We start from the raw sequence: 17,887 nt of genomic DNA on the forward strand, positions 1-17,887 counted from the left end.
GGTGTCAGGAAGCCGCCAGCGCCTGCTCCAGATCGGCGATGATGTCATCCACATGCTCGATGCCGATGGAAAGACGGACATAGCCCGGCGTGACCCCGGATGCCGCCTGTTCCTCGGCGGAAAGCTGGCTGTGGGTGGTGGTGGCAGGGTGGATGGCAAGGCTGCGGGCGTCGCCGATGTTCGCCACATGATAGAAGAGCTTCAGCGCATCGATGAAGCGCGCGCCGGCCTCGCGACCGCCCTTCAGCTCGAAGCCTAGAAGCCCACCATGCCCGCCCTTCAGATATTTGTCGGCACGCGCGCGCGCCTCACCAGTCTGCAGCGATGGGTGGATCACCTGGGCGACCTTGGCGTGGCCCTTCAGATAGCTGGCCACGGCTGCCGCATTTTCACAATGCCGCGCGATCCTGAGCGGCAGGGTTTCAAGGCCCTGCAGGATCTGGAAGGCGTTGAAGGGGGAGAGCGCCGCCCCGAGATCGCGCAGAAGCGTCACGCGGGCCTTGATGATGTAGGCGACAGGCCCCATCGCCCTGGTGGCTTCGGTCCAGATGGCGCCATGATAGCTGGGATCGGGCGTGTTGAGGCCGGGGTGCCTGTCGGCATGGGCGACCCAGTCGAAATTGCCGCCATCGACGATGATCCCGCCAATCGACGTGCCATGGCCGCCGATGAACTTGGTCGCCGAATGGACGACGATGGCCGCCCCATGATCGAGCGGGCGCATCAGGATCGGGGCCGCCGTGTTGTCGACGATGAGGGGAATGCCCATCGCCCGGCCCAGCGCCGCCACTTCGGCAACGGGAAAGACCTGCAGCTTCGGGTTGGGCAGCGCCTCGGCATACCAGGCTCGCGTGCGCTCGTCGCTGGCCCTGCGGAAGGCGTCCGGGTCGGCCGGGTCGACGAATCGCACCTCGATGCCCTGCTGCCTCAGCGTATTGGCGAAGAGGTTCCAGGTGCCGCCATAAAGATCGGTCGAGCTGACGATATTGTCGCCCGCACTGGCCAGATTTTGCACCGCACAGGTGGAGGCCGCCTGCCCGGAGGCAAGTGCTAGCGCCGCCACGCCACCTTCCAGTGCCGCCACACGCTGTTCCAGCACATCCGTCGTGGGGTTGCCCATTCGGGTATAGATGTTGCCCAGTTCCTTCAGGGCGAAAAGATCGGCGGCATGGCCCGCATCGCGGAACTGGTAGGAGGTGGTCTGGTAGATCGGCACGGCGACGGCGCCCGTCGCGGGGTCTGCGCGCCAGCCGGCGTGGAGCGCAAGGGTTTCGGGGTGCAGGGTCTTGCTGTCGGTCATCCGGGCCTCGTTCATGAATCTGGAGCCTGACCCTATCGGCCGCCTCCACGGGGGGCAATGCGCGCACCCTTCGGGTGCCCCCTAGTTTTTCTTGGGGAAGCCGCTTTCCGCCAGGGCGTGCAACGTGCCGCCTTCATTCCCCCAGCAGGTGAAGCGCGATTGTCCGCCGGTGCGGGCGGCGGCGATGCTCGAACAGGAAAATGCCCTGCCATGTGCCCAGCTGCAGCCGCCCGCCCGAAAGCAGAACGGAAAGCTGCGTCTGCGTGAGGGCTGCGCGGATGTGGGCGGGCATGTCATCCGGCCCTTCGGCATCATGCGCATAGCGTTTCCCATCCTCGCGCACGAGGCGGGTGAGAAAGGCGTCAAGATCGGACAGCACCTCGGGCGAGGCATTTTCCGTGACGATGAGCGATGCCGATGTATGCCGGCAGAACAGGGTGAGAAGCCCGTCGCGAAAGCCCTGCCCCGCCACCCAAGCGGTGGCATGGCGCGTGATGTCGACAAGGCCACGCCCGCCGGTCTCAACCACCAGTTCGCCCAGCGCCTGTTTCATCATGCGCCCTGCCTGACAGGCGTGGCCCGCCGGCGCAAGGGGTGCGCCACCCATGGAATAGAGGGCTGCCATTTCCGCGCCCGGCATGGCTTAAAAGCGCCGTCAGAAAGGGAGACACACATCATGAGCACGCAGGAAACCACCGCCCCCACCTATGCCAACCTCAAGGTCGAGCGGCGCGGCGCCATCGAGATCCTGACCCTCGACCGGCCGGAGGCGCTGAACGCCCTCTCGCCCGAGATGACCGATGAGCTGAATGATTATTACGCCGGCCTCGTCGAGCGGACGGACGTGCGCGTCGTGGTGATGCGCGCCAATGGCCGCGCCTTCTGCGCCGGGCTCGACATCAAGGCGGCCCGCAAGCGTGAAGGCCTCGGCCCTGTCGCCCAGAGCCTCAAGACCCAGACCGACATCGGCAACATCTACCGCAAGATGCGCGCCTGCCCGCAGCCGATCATCGCGCTTGGCCAGGGTGCCGCCTGCGGCGGCGGCTTCTCGCTGCTGCTCGCATCCGATGTGCGCTATGGCGCGCCCTCGCTCAGGATGAACGCCGCCTACATCAAGATCGGCCTGACCGGCTGCGACATGGCTTCCAGCTATTTCCTGCCGCGCCTGGTGGGCGCCAGCCTTGCCGCCGAAATGATCCTTACGGGCCGCTTCATCGGGGCGGACCGGGCGCTGTCCTCGGGCCTTATCAGCGAAATCGTCCCCGAGGATGAACTGCTCGACAAGGGCCTGGCGCTGGCGGAGGAAATGCTCGCCACCTCGCCGCTCGGCCTCAGGCTCTCGAAGCAGGCGCTGAACCTCAACATCGACGCGCCCAGCCTCGAACATGCCATGGCCATGGAAGACCGGCACCAGGTGATGCTGGCCACCACCGAGGACGCGGCCGAAGCCATGCGCGCCTTTGTCGAGAAACGCGCGCCGAACTACACGGGGCGCTGAACAGACAAGGGGGGAGGAAGCCCCTCCCCCCTTTTCGCTGATGGTCAGGCGGCGACCGGCTCGCCGCGCGCGCCGCGCACCAGACGGCCCGGCCGCTCGCCCGTATCCGCGTCGAAGCGGCGGATCACCTGGCCGGAGACGATTGTGGCGTCATAGCCCACGCCCTTCTGGTCCAGCCGCCGGCCGCCCGCCGGAAGATCATGGGCGACATGCGGCATGGGCAGGTCCATGCGGTCGAGGTCGATGACGTTGATGTCGGCCTTGTAGCCGGGTTTCAGCAGCCCTCGGTCGCCCAGCCCCACGGCAAGCGCCGGCTTGCGGCTCAGCATGTGGATGGCCGTTGGCAGATCCCAGCCCCTGCCTTCCGAATCCCGCACCCAGTGGGTCAGCATGAAGCTCGGGTAGCTGGCGTCGCAGATGGCGGCATAATGGGCGCCACCGTCACCAAGGCCCACGATGCAGTCGTCGCGGTCGAGCAGTTGCTTCACGACATCCAGCCGGCCCTGGTAGTAATTGCCAAGGGCCGTGAACAGCATGTTCTGCCCGTCTCCGGCGCTCAGCCAGTCGAGCACCCATTCCTCGGGCGAAATCCCGGCAGCCGCGGCCCGCGCCGCAACGCTCGCCTCGGTCGGCGGGGCGTAATCGGCCTTGCCATCGAAGGGGAAGAGCCACTTCCAGTTGCGCGAAAGCTCCGCCAGCGGATGCCCCTGCTCGGGTGTTTCCGAAAGCAGGGCGGCCCGCATCTCGGGCTGGCGCATGGCCTCGGCCTTCTCCGCGCGCGGAAGATGCGCGATCCGGCGGAAGCTGGGGCACAGGACGAAGGGGTGGATCGAAAGGTCAAGCCCCTGGATCACGCCCACGGGCCTCGGCAGCACCTGCGAGGTGATCTTCAGCCCCCGCGCGCGGGCCTCGTCCATCACCTCCAGCGCGGGCAGCCAGCCCTGAGGGCCTTCATTGCCGATGCCGAGTGTCACGGTGACCGGGCGGCCGCTGTGGGCGGCCACGTCGAGGATCATGCGATATTCCGGCCCGAGCCCGGCGAAGAGATTGGGCACGATCTGCAGCATGCCGGTTCCGGCTTCGGCCAGCGCCGAAGTCAGGGCTTTCAGTTCCGCGACATCGGCCTCGAAACTCGGGATCGCCTCACCCTTGGCAGTCTTGTGGATGAGAAGGCGCGACGTGGCGACGCCGAGGGCGCCGGCATCCACGGCCTCGCGGACGATGCGCTGCATCTGCTCCAGATCCTCGGGCGTCGCCGCTTCGCGGCGGGCGCCGCGCTCGCCCATGGCATAGACCCTGACGGGCGAATGGGGAAGGAAAGCCGCCACGTCGATGTCGCGGCGGCGCGCGTCCACTTCATCGAGATATTGGGGAAAGCTTTCCCAGCTCCACGGCAGGCCCTCGGCCATCACCACGCCGGGGATGTCCTCCACGCCCTCCATCAGCTCGATCATCACATCCCGGTCACCGGGCCTGCACGGCGCGAAGCCGACACCGCAATTGCCCATCACCACGGTCGTGACGCCATGGGACGAGGATGGCGACAAGGTATCGGACCAAATGGCCTGCCCGTCATAATGGGTGTGCGGATCGACGAATCCGGGCGTCACATAGCGGCCGCGGGCGTCGATCTCCTTCCGGCCACGGCCCGGGACCGCGCCGACCGCGACGATCAGCCCATCATCGACCGCGACATCGGCCACGAAGGGCGCACCGCCCGATCCGTCAATGACGGTCCCTCCGCGAATGACCAGATCATGGTCCGCCATATGCATCTCCTTCCCCGTGTGTGTCCCGTATCTCTCCCGCGCCATTCTATCGGACGGCCGGCGCGATCACGCAACTCCGCCAAGGAAGAGGGAGGGCAAGGCGATGAGGCAAATGGTCATGCAAGCCCGGCCTGCTGTTCCAGCATGCGCTCGGCGATCTCGCGTTCGCCCAGGATTGTCAGCGTTGCGCCCATGCTGTCGAGGTGCGTCTGGTCATCGTCGCTGTGGGCGCGCGCATAGATGCCAAGACCCGGATTGATGGCGCGGGCCTGCTGCACCACCTGCCCTGCCTCATAAGGCTCGGGCACGGTGACATAAAGGCGAAGGGCGCCGGCAAGATTTGCCAGCGCCAGGACACGCGGGTCGGCGGCATTGCCTTCCAGCGTTTCGGCGCCATCCCTCCGCGCGAGGGCAAGGGCATCGTCTCTATCCTCGATCACCAGCACCGGCCGGCCGGCCGCCAGCAGCCGCGCCCCCACGAAGCTGCCGACCCGCCCATAACCGATGATCACGTCATGCCCGGAGAGCAGCGTGGGCTGCTGCGGGTCTGGCTCGGGTTCGGGGGCCGGCACCTGCTCGGCGGCGGGTTCCGGCAGATCCCGCGTTTCCTGGGCGCGCCCTTCCGACCAGTATTTCGCAAAGCGGAAGGCCAGCGGGTTCAGCAGGATGGACATGAGCGCGCCGGCAAGGATCAGGTCGCGCGCCATCGGCTCCATGAGGCCGAGCGCAACCGCCATGCCGGCGAGGATGAAGGAGAATTCACCGATCTGCGCAAGGCTCGCCGCGATCATCAGGGCCATGGAGCGCGGCCTGCCGAAGGCGGTGACGATGAGATAGGCGGCCAGCGACTTGCCCAGAATGATGATGGCGACCGTTCCCAGAACCGCCAGCGGCTGATCGATCAGGATACGCGGATCGAACAGCATGCCGACCGAGACGAAGAACAGCACGGCAAAGGCATCCCTGAGCGGCATGGCTTCTTCCGTCGCGCGCTGGGACAGGCGGGTTTCCCCCAGAACGATGCCGGCGAAGAAGGCGCCGAGCGCGAAAGAGGCATCGAACATCTTCGCCGCCACGAAGGCGATGCCAAGCGCGATGGCATAAACGGCCAGGCGGAACAGTTCGCGCGAGCCGGTGTGGGCCGTATAGTGCATGAGCCATGGTATGACCCGCCGGCCGACAACCAGCATCAGCGCGATGAAGGCGGCGACCTTCGCCAGGGTGAGCACAAGATTGCCGGCTATTGCGGCAACCGAGCCGCCACCCGCCGTGCCAAGCGTTGCCAGCACCGGCAGCATGACAAGCGCCAGGATGACGGCCAGATCCTCGACCACCAGCCAGCCGACGGCGATGCGGCCGCGTTCTGTCTCGATGATGCGGCGTTCCTGCAGGGCACGGACAAGAACCACGGTGGAGGCAACGGAAAGCGAAAGACCGAAGACAAGCCCTGCCGAAAGAGGCCAGCCCATGGCGTAGCCAAGGCCCGCCCCCATGACCGTGGCCGCGCTGATCTGCGCGACGGCGCCCGGTATCGCGATGCGCGAGACGCTGAGAAGATCCTTCAGCGAGAAATGCAGGCCGACGCCGAACATCAGCAATATGACGCCGATCTCGGCCAGTTCGAGCGCCAGTTCCTGATCCGCCACGAAACCCGGCGTGAAAGGGCCGACGATGATGCCGGCAACCAGATACCCCACCAGCGGCGGCGCCTTGAGCCTGTGCGCCACCAGCCCGAAAAGATAGGCGAGCGCCAGCCCTGCGGCGATCGTAGCGATGAGGGGGGTCTGATGCTCTGGCACTCGCTATGTGTCTCCCGCGGAAATGACCTGCTGATCCTTAACGCATGGATGAAGCCCGCGCCAAGGCGCTTGCATCCATTGCGGATTCCGCGATCCGGATTGGCAAGCGGGATGGCACCTGTTGCAGCGGAATCCGACCCCGGCCATGGTGCGGCGATGCAGATGCAGTCGGATCAGAGCCACCCTTCTTTCGGCACCGCCCTGCGGCTCTGGGCGCGGATCGGCCTGCTGTCGTTTGGCGGGCCTGCCGGCCAGATTGCGCTGCTTCACAGGCTTGTCGTGGAAGAGCGGGAATGGGTGGAAGAGCAGGATTTCGCCCATGCCCTCAACCTCTGCATGCTGCTGCCCGGCCCCGAAGCGATGCAGCTGGCCACATGGATTGGCTGGCGGCTGCACGGAATTGCCGGCGGAATCCTGGCTGGCCTGCTGTTCATCCTGCCGGGGGCATTGCTGCTGCTGGGCCTTTCAATGCTCTATGCCGCCCATGGCAACCTGCCCCTTGTCGAGGCGCTTTTCTTCGGCCTGCGCGCGGCCGTGGTCGCCATCATCGTTGATGCGCTGATCCGCATGCGCGCGCGGCTTGCCGGCAGCGGGCTGCCTTTCCTGATTGCGCTGTCCGCCTTCCTTGCCCTGTTCGTGTTCGGCCTGCCCTTTCCGCTGGTGCTTCTGGCGGCGGCAGCGGCCGGGTGGGCGGCGGGCCGCGCGGATGTTCCCGGCTTCCGCTTTCCGCCGGCAGGCCTCATGCCCGCATCGGACGGCGCGCGGGCCGCGGGGCGGCGGGCCATGCTGGCCGGCGCCCTGTTCCTCTTCCTCTGGCTTCTTCCCCTGCCCTTGCTTGCCATCCTGCCCGGGCGCTTCGACGTGTTCGGCGATCTGGCCGGCTTCTTTTCCTTTCTGGCCCTCGCCAGCTTCGGCGGGGCCTATGCGGCGCTGGCATGGGTGGCCGACGTCGCCGTTTCCGGATTTGGCTGGCTGACGGCGCGGGAAATGCTGGATGGCCTTGGGCTGGCTGAAACCACGCCCGGCCCACTTCTGCTGGTAGTGCAGTTCGTGGGCTTTCTGGCTGCCGCGCGCGCCGAAACCGGCCTGCCGCCAGCCGTTGGCGGGGCCCTGGGCGCGGCCATTGTGCTGTGGGCCAGCTTCATGCCCTGCTTCGCGTGGATTTTCCTGAGCGCACCGCATCTTGAGAGGCTTCGCCAGAGCGCGCCGCTGTCGGCAGCGCTCAGGGCCGTGACGGCAGCGGTTGTCGGCGTGATCGCCAACCTTGCCCTGTGGTTCGCCTTGCAGGGCCTGTTCGCAGAGCATCACGCCATAACCGGCACCGGGCTTGAGCTGCCGGCGCTGTCATCGGCGCGGCCGGGCGCCATGCTGCTGACCGCCGCAGCCCTCGTTGCGGCGCTAGGCTTCCGCGTGGGGCCGCTTCCACTTCTGGCTGGCTGCGCCCTTGCCGGCCTGCTGATGGCGCAGGCCGGCTGGGTCTGAGATTTCAGCCGATCTCGATCATTTCGAAATCGTCCTTGGTGCTTCCGCACTGCGGGCAGAACCAGTCTTCCGGCACATCCGCCCAGCGCGTGCCGGGCGCTATGCCGTCTTCGGGAAGGCCCTCGGCCTCGTCATAGATGAAGCCGCAATAGGTGCATTCCCAACGCCTGAACGCTTCAGCCATGGGTTTTCTCCTGACTGCTGCCGTTTCAGTTCACGCTGAAGCGGATGGGCACATGCTTCGGCCCGCAGACGAAGTTGGAACGGGTGCGTTCCGGCGTTCCGGCCAGTTCCAGCGTCTTCAGATGCGGGAACAGCTCACGCCAGAGCTGCTTCATTTCCATGCGCGCCAGGTGCTGGCCAAGGCACACGTGCGGGCCATAGCCGAAGGCAACCTGCTTGTTGGGCTTGCGGTCGAGGCGGAATTCGAAGGCATCGTCGAACACGGCTTCATCCCGGTTGGCGGACTGGTAGGGCAGCATCAGCCAGTCGTCCTTGGCGATCTTCACGCCCTTGTATTCGAAATCCTCGACGGCCGTGCGCATGAAGTGCTTCACGGGCGTCACCCAGCGGATGCTTTCCTCGACAAAGGCATCGAGGGCTGCCGGGTCCGCGTTGATCGTGTCGAGCATCTTCGGGTTTTCGGCCAGCGCCCACATGGCGCCTGCCGTGGTGTTCGAGGTCGTGTCATGCCCGGCGGTCGCGGCGATGATGAAATAGCCCATCAGCTGCCGCTCGTTCAGATATTCGCCATTGATCTTCGCGTTCGCGATCAGGCTGTTCACATGCTTGTCGGGGTTGGCGCGGAACTTCTTCGTCACTTCGGTGAAATAGGCTTCGAGGTCGGCCTTGGTCTGCACCAGCGCCATCAGATTCTCTTCCGGCGTCAGTTCCTTGCCGCTGCGGTTGAGTTCCGGGTCGTTGCTGGAAAAGATTTCCTGCGTAAGCTTCAGCATGAAGGGCTCGTCTTCCTCAGGCACGCCCAGCACGCGCATGATGACGCGCAGCGGGTAGAGGAAGGCGACATCGGTTGCGAAATCGCATTCCGGCGCCTTTTCCAGCATTTCCTTCACGAAGGACTGGGCGATGCCCTTGATGTCCTCTTCCCAGACCTTGATCGCCTTCGGGGTCACGGCGGGGAAGACGATTCCGCGCAGGTCCTTGTGCTCCTGCCCGTCGACCGCGACGAGCGAGCGGATCAGGTTGGAATCACCGCCGGTGATCATCCGCGTCATCTGCTGCTGCTCTGCCGGTGTCACTACCGAGGAGCGCGGCGAATTCTGGAAGATGTCGGCGCGGCGCTCGATCTCGAGGATGTCGGCGTGGCGGCTCACCACCCAGAAGGGCTCGTAGTTTTCGGGCTGGGCGCGATCGAACGGCATGTCGCGGCGGATGGTGCGGAAGGCGTCGTCGATCGGATCGCCCTCCTGATAGGCTATCGGATTGACGATGGTGTTCGCAAGTTCAACGGGAATCGGCATGCAATGGGTCTCCACTCCTGAAGGCTGGATAGTCGCCCCGATTTGCTATACGGTCAACAAATATCTTACAGCGTCTTTCCGCATCTGAAAGGTATATGGTGAAGCCCAGCCAGCCAGCCCGCAAGACCCAGGCCGAACGTCGCGACGAATCCGAACAACGCCTGCTGAACGCGGCGGCCACCATCGTCGAGCGGGATGGCTACAACGCCGCCACGATGCAGTCCGTCGGGGCGGAGGCCGGCTACAGCCGCGGCCTCGCCAGCCAGCGGTTCGGATCGAAGGACGGGCTTGTCAGGGCCGTGATCGCGGCGCTGTCCGCGCGACTGGAGGCCCGCTATGCCGCCCATGTCGCGGGGGTTGAAAGCCCGCTTGCCCGAATCCTCGCCCTTGGCGAGCAGCTCTTCGTGGCCGTGGAGGAGGATGCCCATTTCCGCGCCTATTTCGTGATGATGGCTGCCGCCATCGCCAACCGGCTCGATCTGCGGGACGCCTTCCTCGAGGCTCATGAAGGCGTGCGCACACAGTTGCGCAAGCTCATCTCCGAAGGGCAGGAAAGAGGCGAGATCGACCCTGCCCTCCATGCCGACAGCATGGCCCTGCTGATCGGCAGCATGCAACTCGGCGTCTGCCTGGAGATGCTGCTCGACCCGTCGCTCGACATGGCGGACATGCGCGGCGGACAGCGCGCGGCCGTGTGCCGCATGCTTTCGCCACAGCCGCCGGCACCCCCTCCCCCCCGAGAGGGCTGACAGGCTCCCGATCGCGCCAGACGCCCAGCTACGTCAGACGATCAGGGCCTGTAGGCCCGGCGGCTGTGACTCAGCGTGACCCCATTGAAACTGAACATCAGCATGTTGATGCTGGTGGTGTAGGTGGCGCTTATCTCGACAAAATCCTGCCCGGCCTCGGTGCCGTGCGTGAAGACGGGCTGGCCCAAGCGCTGCGGATCCATCCCGAAGCGGGACTGGTTGAGAACGGCCGTCATCTGTGCTTCCGAGCGCCGTGGCCAGAGCGTCGCCTCGCGCGCGGCTTCCCCCAGCGCATTCTGCAGGCCGGCATTGGCGAAGAACAGCAGCCCGAGCTGGAAGATGCCGAACAGGAACACCATCAGCATCGGCACGGTCAGCGCGAATTCGACCGCCGTGCTGCCGCGCCTGTCCCGGAGCGCGCGGCACAGAAAGCCGGAATCCCGACTCCGCATATGGTGCTGGCGGCTCATTGCAGCCTCACCGTGGCGGCCCCTTCCACAAGGACCATGCCATTGGAGCCGGCAAGACCCGCAAGCCCGAAGAGCGGCGCATGGAAAGCCCGCACCCTGACGGACACATAGCGGGCGATCTGCGCCCCGCCGAGGCAGACGGCGTTCGTCTGGCCCTGGCGCACGCCATTGCACTCCAGCCAGAAGTCGACCGTGGCGAGCGCATTCTGCAGGCCGGCATCATTGGCCGCCGCCACCGCCTCGCTGGCGAGGTGCGCATAATCCGCCCGCACCTGCCCGGGGGCCGTGGCCAGTTCCGCCGCCCGGCCCGCCGCCTGCTCCAGATCGAGCCGGGCGGAAAAGGCGCGGGCGAAATCAAAGGCCCCGAGCAGCATCAGGATCAGCACCGGCAACGCCAGCGCGAACTCGACAGCGCTGGCGCCGCGCCTGTCCGCCAGTAGCCTGCTGAGGAATGACGGCCGCCCCATCACGCCACCATCCTGACGGCAGTGCCGGTGAAGGAGCTGGCGCCGGAACCTGCCGGGCAGATGTTTTTCACCGTGCTGTTGCCGCTGAAGGTCAGGTTCTTGGCCACCATCTGGATGCAATCGATCTGCATGCCCGTGGTGCCGGTGAATTCCAGCTCTCCGCGCGGGAAATACATTGCGCCCTGCAGAAAGCTGGAGCTGTTGCCGTTCACCTTGTTGGTGTTGCCGGCCGCTGCCCGGCGATCCTGGTAGAAGAGGATGCCCGCCATTGGCCCGAAGCTGGGCGCGGCCAGGTTGAGGGTGGCGCCACCGTTCATCTTGACCGTCGCGGCCGACCAGGGCTGCGAGGCGATGTTGGAGCTGGTGAGCACGAAGGTGACGCCGGCGCCTGTGACCCTGGCCTGCGAACCGACCGAAAGCTCGCCGCCATCGATGATGTAGACGCCCGGATTGAGGGTGACATTACCCTTCAGATTCATCCCCTTGTAGACACCGGGGTTGAGCGTGCGGGTCTGGTTGGAGTTCACATTCCCGTTCTGGACCGCGCCGGAGATCACCGGGTTCGGCAGGTCCGCGAAGGGGTCGCGCTGGGGCACCGTGTAGGGAATGAGGGTGGTGTCGCCCACATAATTGCCGCTGGGCTGAAGCCCGCCGACCGCGGCGATGGGCGTCGCGGTGATCTGGCTGCTGCCGCCCGCCGTAACCGCGTTCGCTGCCACGGAATTGGTGGACATGCCGCAGCGGAGATCAACCGTCGCGTTGCCGCCCATGCTGATGCCGGTCGTGCTCGTGTCCTCGAGCGAGATGGCGCAATATTCGCCATTGTTGACAACGGCCGCCGTCGATTCCGCCGAAATGGGCATGCCATCCTCGAGGAACATGCGGGAAAAGGGCAATTGCATGCGCGTGCGCAACACCACGCGCACAGCCCGGTCATCGCCGGCGAACGGCCCGGCGGTGGGCGCATTCTCGATGACAGGCGCCTCCGTCAGCGTCACACGCGCGTTGCGGATGAGATCACCCGTCACCGTCATCTCGACATCCTGCGCCTGGGCCAGGCCATAGGCGCCTGCAAGCGCCCCGGAATCGGCCTGGCGCTGCATGACGCGCTTGGCGAGCGACCACTGGATCGTATCCACCGAAAGCGCCACGCCGCCCATCAGCATCGGAAGCGAGGCCGCGAGGACCACCGCGATCGCGCCGCGCTGGTCGGCCTTCAGTCTCCGGATCAGGTCAGAGGCTTGCATATGCTGCCACCTTTGTTCTTGTTGCAACCCTTCAATATTTGCATAGCAAAGGACAGAAGGCCGGGCAAGACGTATATTGCATGAATGCAAACTATCGTTGCATTGCCGGGCCTCATGCGGCGTTTTCATGCCCGCCCGGAATGACCCATGTAGCATCGCCGACATGTCTGTGTGCCGCCTTCCCCTTCCCTCCGCCGGCATGGGCCGGTAGCGTTCCGCACCGGGACAGGGCGAACGATGCGAAGGATGATGCGATGACGATGCTTGACGAGGCCGAAGCGCTGCTGCCGGGCATGGTTTCCCTGCGCCGGGCCATCCATGCCGAGCCGGAACTCGGCCTGCACAATCCGCGAACGGCCGCGCGCATCCGCGAGACACTTGCCGACCTGCCGCTCGAATGGCGCGAAGGGCCATCGACCAGCGGGCTGGTCGCCACGCTGAAGGGCGGCGCCAATGGCCGCACCGTGCTGCTACGCGGCGATACCGATGCCCTGCCGATGCAGGAGGATACCGGCCTGCCCTTCGCATCCATCATAAAGGGCGCGATGCACGCCTGCGGCCACGACAGCCATGTCGCCATGCTGGCGGGTGCGGCGCGGCTGTTGTCCGCCCGGCGCGCGCAGCTGGCGGGCACGGTCATCTTCATGTTCCAGCCCGGCGAGGAAGGCCATCATGGCGCACGCTACATGCTGGAAGACGGCCTGCTGGACCCTCTGCCCGATGCCGCCTTCGCCCTGCATGTCATGCCCAATGCCCCGCACGGGTTGGTATCGGGCAAGGCCGGGCCGCTGATGGCCTCGGCCGACAAGATCCGCATCACCATCACCGGCAAGGGCGGCCATGCCTCCATGCCGCACGACGCGCTCGACCCGGTGCCGATCGCCTGCGAGATCGTGCTCGCCATCCAGAGCTGGGTAACCCGCAATGTGCCCATCGCAGACCCGGCCGTCGTCACCATCGCGGAAATGAAGGCCGGCTCGACTGACAATGTCATCCCCGAATCGGCGATGCTGTTCGGCACCATCCGCACCCTGTCCCCGCAGCGGCGGTCAGCCGTGCAGCAAGGGCTGAAGCGGCTGGCAGAAGGCATTGCGCAGGCCCATGGCGCATCGGCGCATGTTGCGTTCACGCCGGGATTTCCCGTGACGGTCTGCGATGGCCGCGCGGTTGAATTCGGCGAACGCACCGTGAAGGCGCTTCTGGGCGCGGAAGGCTGGGTCACGCTGACAAGCCCGGTCATGGGTGCGGAGGATTTCGCCTATGTGCTGGAAAAGGTGCCGGGCGCCATGTTCTTCCTGGGCGCCAGCCACGAAGGCGATGACTGGCGGCAGTGCTGCGCACTCCATTCCAACCGCATGATGCTCGATGAAAGCGTGATGGCGCGCGGGGCGGCAGTGCATGCTGCCCTTGCCGAACGCTTCCTTGCCGAAGGCTTCGCGGCCTGATCCGTTACAGCGCCTGGGCGGCGGCCCAGCCACTGGCCCAGGCCCACTGGAAATTATAGCCGCCCAGCCATCCGGTCACGTCCACCGCTTCCCCGATGGCGAACAGGCCCGGCACGCGCTGCGCCTCCATGGTCTTCGAGGAAAGCCCTGCGGTCGCGATGCCGCCCGCCGTCACTTCGGCCTTGGCGTAGCCTTCGGTGCCGGTGGGGTGGAAGCGCCAGTCCTTCAGGCGCTGGGCGGCGGCGCGCAGCGCCTTGTCGGTCGTCTGGCCCAGTTCGCCCTCCAGCCCGATCTGGGTGGCCAGCGTGGCTGCCAGCCGCTCGGGCATGTCCTCTGCCAGAAGGCGTTTCAGGCTGGTTCGGGGGCTGGCTGCCTTGGCATCCAGCAGCCAGCCGGCGGGCCTGTCGGGCGCATAGTCGATGGCGATGCCCTCTCCGTGCCGCCAGTAGGAGGAAATCTGCAGGATGGCGGGGCCGGAAAGCCCCTTGTGGGTGAAGAGCGCGGCCTCGCGGAAGGCCGCCTTGCCGCACCGCGCCACCACGTTAGAGGCAACGCCCGAAAGCGTGGTGAAAAGCGCCTCCCCACCGCTCAGGGTCAGCGGCACGAGCGCCGGCCTCGGCTGCACCAGCTTCAGGCCGAAGCGCTTCGCGACGTCATGGGCAAAACCCGTCGCCCCCATTTTGGGGATAGATGGCCCGCCCGTCGCCAGGACAAGGGCTGGCGCCCGTGCGACCGCGCCGCCCGCTTCCACGCGGTAGAGGCCATCGGCATGATCTATGGCCGTGACCGAAACACCGCCGCGCAGATCCACCCCGCCCTTCGCGCATTCGTCAAGCAGCATGGCGAGGATCTGCCGGGCGGAGCCGTCGCAGAAGAGCTGGCCGAGCGTCTTTTCATGCCAGGCAATGCCGTGGCGCTCGACAAGATCGAGAAAGTCACGCGGCGTGTAGCGGCTGAGCGCGGAGCGCGCGAAATGCGGGTTTTCCGACAGGTAGCGCTCGGGCACGGCGCCGATGTTGGTGAAATTGCAGCGCCCTCCGCCGGAAATCAGGATCTTGGCGCCGGGCGTGCGGTTATGGTCGATCAGGAGCACGCGCCGGCCGCGCTGGCCGGCAACCGCCGCGCACATCAGCCCGGCCGCGCCCGCGCCCAGGATGATGGCATCATGTGTTCCCGTCACGCGCGCATTGCCGGGCTGGTGACGGCGGGGGCGGCATCGTCCAGCAGCGACCGGCCCACGGCTTCGGCAAGCCTTATGCCATCGACCGCCGCCGAAAGAATGCCCCCTGCATAGCCCGCCCCTTCCCCGCCGGGATAGAGGCCGGCCGTGTTCAGGCTCTGCATGTCGGCGCCGCGCGTTATGCGGATGGGCGACGAGGTGCGCGTTTCCACGCCTGTCAGCACCACGTCCGGATGGTCATAGCCTTGCAGCTTCCGGCCGAAGACCGGCAGCGCCTCGCGCATCGCCTCCAGCACGAAATCCGGCACGCAGGCGGAAAGATCGGTGGGCGTGACGCCCGGCTTGTAGGATGGCACCACCTCGCCCAGCCCTGTCGAGGCGCGGCTTGCCAGCAGATCCTCGACCCGCTGCACCGGTGCGCGATAACCGCCGCCACCGGCCTCATAGGCAAGCGATTCCAGCTTCCGCTGGAGCGCGATGCCGGCAAGCGGGTTGCCGGGGAAATCGCGCTCGGGGCTGATGTCGACCACAAGGCCGGAATTGGCGTTGAACTCGGCGCGGGAATATTGGCTCATCCCGTTGGTGACGACGCGCCCTTCCTCGGACGTCGCGGCCACCACCCGGCCGCCCGGGCACATGCAGAAGCTGTAGACGCTGCGCCCGTTGCGCGCCTTGTGGGCAAGGCTGTAGGCGGCCGCCCCGAGGATCCTGTTACCCGCATGGGGGCCATAGCGCGCCCTGTCGATCCAGGATTGCGGATGCTCGATCCTGACCCCGATGGCGAAGGGCTTGGCTTCGATATGGACGCCGCGCTCGTGCAGGCGGTGGAAGGTGTCGCGGGCGCTGTGGCCCACCGCCATGATCACATGCTCCGCCCGCAGGAAGCTGCCGTCGCTCAGGTGCAGGCCGCGCAGCTGGCGGCTGCCATGGGGCAGGCTCTCGACCTCGAAATCCTCGACCCGTGTCTGGAAGCGATATTCCCCGCCCAGCGCCTCGACGGTTGCGCGGATGTTCATCACCATCGTCACCAGCCGGAAGGTGCCGATATGGGGGTGGGCTTCCCACAATATGTCATCCGGCGCGCCCGCCTTCACAAACTCTTCCAGCACCTTGCGCCCGAGGTGGCGGGGATCCTTGATGCGGCTGTAGAGCTTGCCGTCGGAAAAGGTGCCGGCCCCGCCTTCCCCGAACTGTGCGTTGGATTCCGGCTCCAGCACGCCGCGGCGCCACAGGCCCCAGGTGTCCTTCGTGCGCTCCCGCACCGCCTTTCCGCGCTCGATGATGATCGGGCGCAGCCCCATCTGGGCGAGGATCAGGGCCGCCATCACTCCGCATGGCCCGGCCCCGATCACCACCGGCCGCAACCCGGCATGGCCCGGCGGCGCATGGCCGATGAAGCGGTAATCCATGTCCGGCTTCGGCTTCACGTCCGGATCGTCGCGGAAACGGGCAAGGACGGCGGCTTCGTCCGCCAGGTCCACGTCCACCACATAGACGAGCCTGATGTCCGTCTTGCGGCGGGCATCATTGCCGCGCCGGAAGACAGTGAAAGACTGAAGCGCATCGGGCCTGATGCCGAGACGGGCGCAGATCGCCGCCGGCAAGGCTTCGGGCGGATGGTCGAGCGGGAGGATGAGGTTCGACAGGCGCAGCATGAAGTCGCCCTAGCTGCAGCCGCGGCCCTGCGCCAGCGCCAGCCGCATGACTGGCCGCAAGACGGGCTGCAGGACTGGCTGCAAGACACGAGTTGACGGCCACCCCGCCCGCGCTGCATCGGCAGGATGCTGTTCACGTGGAAAGGCAGGCACATGACCCCAACCGCCAGGATCCTGCTGCTCGGCTCGGGCGAACTCGGCCGGGAATTCACCATTTCGGCCAAGCGGCTCGGCTGCGAGGTCATCGCCTGCGACAGCTATGACAAGGCGCCCGCAATGCAGCTGGCCGATGGCAGCGAGGTGTTTTCGATGCTGGATGGCGAAGCCCTGCGCGCTGCCATCCTGAAGCACCGCCCGGATTTCATCGTGCCCGAGATCGAGGCGATCCGCACCGAAGTGCTGGCGGAGATGGAGGCAGAGGGCTTCACCGTCGTGCCATCCGCCCGCGCCGCCGTGATGACCATGAACCGCGACCGCATCCGCGAAGTGGCGGCCAGCGAGCTCGGCCTCAGGACATCGCGCTACCGCTATGCCGAAAGCCTCGAGGAAGCGCGCGCGGCGCTCGCCCACACCGGCCTGCCGGCTGTCGTGAAGCCGGTCATGTCCTCGTCCGGCAAGGGGCAGAGCATGGTGCGGGACGAAGCCGGCATGGAGGCCGCCTGGGCACATGCGGTCGCCAACATGCGTGGTGACCGGCGGCGCATCATTGTCGAGGAATTCATCGCCTTCGACTATGAAATCACCCTGCTCACCATCCGCCACCGGGGCGGGGTCAGCTTCTGCCCGCCCATCGGCCACCGGCAGGAACGAGGCGATTACCAGGAATCCTGGCAGCCTACCCCCATGTCGCTGGCCGCCATCGCCGCCGCCGAGGACATGGCGCGCAAGGTGGTGGACAATCTGGGCGGCTACGGCATCTTCGGGGTCGAGTTCTTCGTGAAGGGCGATGAAGTCATCTTCTCCGAACTGTCGCCCCGCCCGCATGATACGGGCATGGTCACGCTTGCCTCCCAGACGCTTTCGGAATTCGATCTTCACGCCCGCGCCATCCTCGGCCTGCCCATCCCCGAAGTGCAACTCATCGGCCCGTCGGCCTCGGCCGTGGTGCTGGCAGACAGGCATGCAGACAATTTCCGGATCGAGGGGCTGGCCGACGCTCTTTCGACGTCATGCGGGGCAGAGGGCGGAGCAGGCCAAAATGTCGACGTGCGCGTCTTCGGAAAGCCCGTCACCCGCCCCTACAGGCGCATGGCCGTGGCGCTGGCGCGCGCCGGCACGGCCGATGATGCGCGCCGCATCGCAATGGAGGCCGCGGCGCGCATCCACATCATCTACGAGGACTGAA

General features: G+C 66.4%; 16 protein-coding genes. 5 read left to right on the top strand and 11 right to left on the bottom strand.

The window, feature by feature from the left end; translation table 11 throughout:
• Positions 1–4: 4 nt before the first annotated feature.
• Positions 5–1,315, bottom strand: coding sequence for an O-acetylhomoserine aminocarboxypropyltransferase/cysteine synthase family protein (locus tag ACUJ46_RS07250; protein WP_445389798.1), 1,311 nt, complete (start codon positions 1,313–1,315; stop codon positions 5–7).
• 118 nt (positions 1,316–1,433) lie between these two features.
• The gene (locus ACUJ46_RS07255) at positions 1,434–1,853 is read right to left on the bottom strand and encodes a secondary thiamine-phosphate synthase enzyme YjbQ (RefSeq protein WP_445390143.1); all 420 of its coding nucleotides are present in this window, start codon (positions 1,851–1,853) and stop codon (positions 1,434–1,436) included.
• Between the two features lie 123 nt (positions 1,854–1,976).
• Between ACUJ46_RS07255 and ACUJ46_RS07260 the strand changes: the two genes are divergently transcribed.
• Complete coding sequence (locus ACUJ46_RS07260; protein WP_445389799.1) at positions 1,977–2,798, top strand: enoyl-CoA hydratase/isomerase family protein; 822 nt, start codon at positions 1,977–1,979, stop codon at positions 2,796–2,798.
• 44 nt (positions 2,799–2,842) lie between these two features.
• On the opposite strand, the gene ACUJ46_RS07265 is transcribed toward ACUJ46_RS07260, so the two are convergent.
• Together ACUJ46_RS07265 and ybaL are read right to left on the bottom strand one after the other, a co-directional pair.
• The gene (locus ACUJ46_RS07265) at positions 2,843–4,567 is read right to left on the bottom strand and encodes an N-acyl-D-amino-acid deacylase family protein (protein WP_445389800.1); all 1,725 of its coding nucleotides are present in this window, start codon (positions 4,565–4,567) and stop codon (positions 2,843–2,845) included.
• 116 nt (positions 4,568–4,683) lie between these two features.
• A complete protein-coding gene (ybaL, locus tag ACUJ46_RS07270) occupies positions 4,684–6,366 on the bottom strand; it encodes a YbaL family putative K(+) efflux transporter (RefSeq protein WP_445389801.1) in 1,683 nt (560 codons plus the stop codon).
• A gap of 111 nt (positions 6,367–6,477) precedes the next feature.
• Between ybaL and chrA the strand changes: the two genes are divergently transcribed.
• The gene (gene chrA, locus ACUJ46_RS07275; RefSeq protein WP_445389802.1) at positions 6,478–7,848 is read left to right on the top strand and encodes a chromate efflux transporter; all 1,371 of its coding nucleotides are present in this window, start codon (positions 6,478–6,480) and stop codon (positions 7,846–7,848) included.
• 4 nt (positions 7,849–7,852) lie between these two features.
• On the opposite strand, the gene ACUJ46_RS07280 is transcribed toward chrA, so the two are convergent.
• Positions 7,853–8,032 carry a rubredoxin gene (locus tag ACUJ46_RS07280; RefSeq protein ID WP_445389803.1) on the bottom strand — a complete coding sequence of 60 codons (180 nt, stop codon included), beginning with the start codon at positions 8,030–8,032 and terminating at the stop codon, positions 7,853–7,855.
• Positions 8,033–8,057: 25 nt separating this feature from the next.
• The gene (locus ACUJ46_RS07285) at positions 8,058–9,329 is read right to left on the bottom strand and encodes a cytochrome P450 (protein ID WP_445389804.1); all 1,272 of its coding nucleotides are present in this window, start codon (positions 9,327–9,329) and stop codon (positions 8,058–8,060) included.
• A gap of 95 nt (positions 9,330–9,424) precedes the next feature.
• Here ACUJ46_RS07285 and ACUJ46_RS07290 point away from each other — a divergent pair, with 95 nt between their 5' ends.
• Complete coding sequence (locus ACUJ46_RS07290) at positions 9,425–10,078, top strand: TetR/AcrR family transcriptional regulator (protein WP_445389805.1); 654 nt, start codon at positions 9,425–9,427, stop codon at positions 10,076–10,078.
• A gap of 41 nt (positions 10,079–10,119) precedes the next feature.
• On the opposite strand, the gene ACUJ46_RS07295 is transcribed toward ACUJ46_RS07290, so the two are convergent.
• The 3 genes from ACUJ46_RS07295 to ACUJ46_RS07305 are packed head-to-tail and all read right to left on the bottom strand — an operon-like array spanning position 10,120 to position 12,262.
• Entirely contained in the window at positions 10,120–10,530 is a 411-nt protein-coding gene (locus tag ACUJ46_RS07295; protein ID WP_445389806.1) for a TadE/TadG family type IV pilus assembly protein, read from the bottom strand.
• Positions 10,531–10,544: 14 nt separating this feature from the next.
• Positions 10,545–11,015 carry a TadE/TadG family type IV pilus assembly protein gene (locus ACUJ46_RS07300; RefSeq protein WP_445389807.1) on the bottom strand — a complete coding sequence of 157 codons (471 nt, stop codon included), beginning with the start codon at positions 11,013–11,015 and terminating at the stop codon, positions 10,545–10,547.
• Positions 11,015–12,262: a pilus assembly protein TadG-related protein gene (locus ACUJ46_RS07305; RefSeq protein WP_445389808.1), complete on the bottom strand. Its 1,248-nt coding sequence runs from the start codon at positions 12,260–12,262 to the stop codon at positions 11,015–11,017. The genes ACUJ46_RS07300 and ACUJ46_RS07305 overlap by 1 nt, the downstream gene beginning before the upstream one ends.
• A 254-nt stretch (positions 12,263–12,516) precedes the next feature.
• On the opposite strand from ACUJ46_RS07305, the gene ACUJ46_RS07310 reads away from it, so the two are divergent.
• Positions 12,517–13,707 (top strand): M20 metallopeptidase family protein, encoded by a 1,191-nt coding sequence (locus ACUJ46_RS07310; protein WP_445389809.1) that lies wholly within the window; start codon positions 12,517–12,519, stop codon positions 13,705–13,707.
• Positions 13,708–13,711: 4 nt separating this feature from the next.
• On the opposite strand, the gene ACUJ46_RS07315 is transcribed toward ACUJ46_RS07310, so the two are convergent.
• Both ACUJ46_RS07315 and ACUJ46_RS07320 read right to left on the bottom strand, forming a co-directional pair.
• Complete coding sequence (locus ACUJ46_RS07315) at positions 13,712–14,887, bottom strand: NAD(P)/FAD-dependent oxidoreductase (RefSeq protein WP_445389810.1); 1,176 nt, start codon at positions 14,885–14,887, stop codon at positions 13,712–13,714.
• Positions 14,884–16,542 (bottom strand): NAD(P)/FAD-dependent oxidoreductase, encoded by a 1,659-nt coding sequence (locus tag ACUJ46_RS07320; RefSeq protein ID WP_445389811.1) that lies wholly within the window; start codon positions 16,540–16,542, stop codon positions 14,884–14,886. Before ACUJ46_RS07320 ends, ACUJ46_RS07315 begins: the two co-directional genes overlap by 4 nt.
• A 153-nt stretch (positions 16,543–16,695) precedes the next feature.
• Here ACUJ46_RS07320 and purT point away from each other — a divergent pair, with 153 nt between their 5' ends.
• A complete protein-coding gene (gene purT / locus ACUJ46_RS07325; RefSeq protein WP_445389812.1) occupies positions 16,696–17,886 on the top strand; it encodes a formate-dependent phosphoribosylglycinamide formyltransferase in 1,191 nt (396 codons plus the stop codon).
• Position 17,887: the final 1 nt, after the last annotated feature.

Source organism: Sandaracinobacteroides sp. A072 (assembly GCF_052616365.1).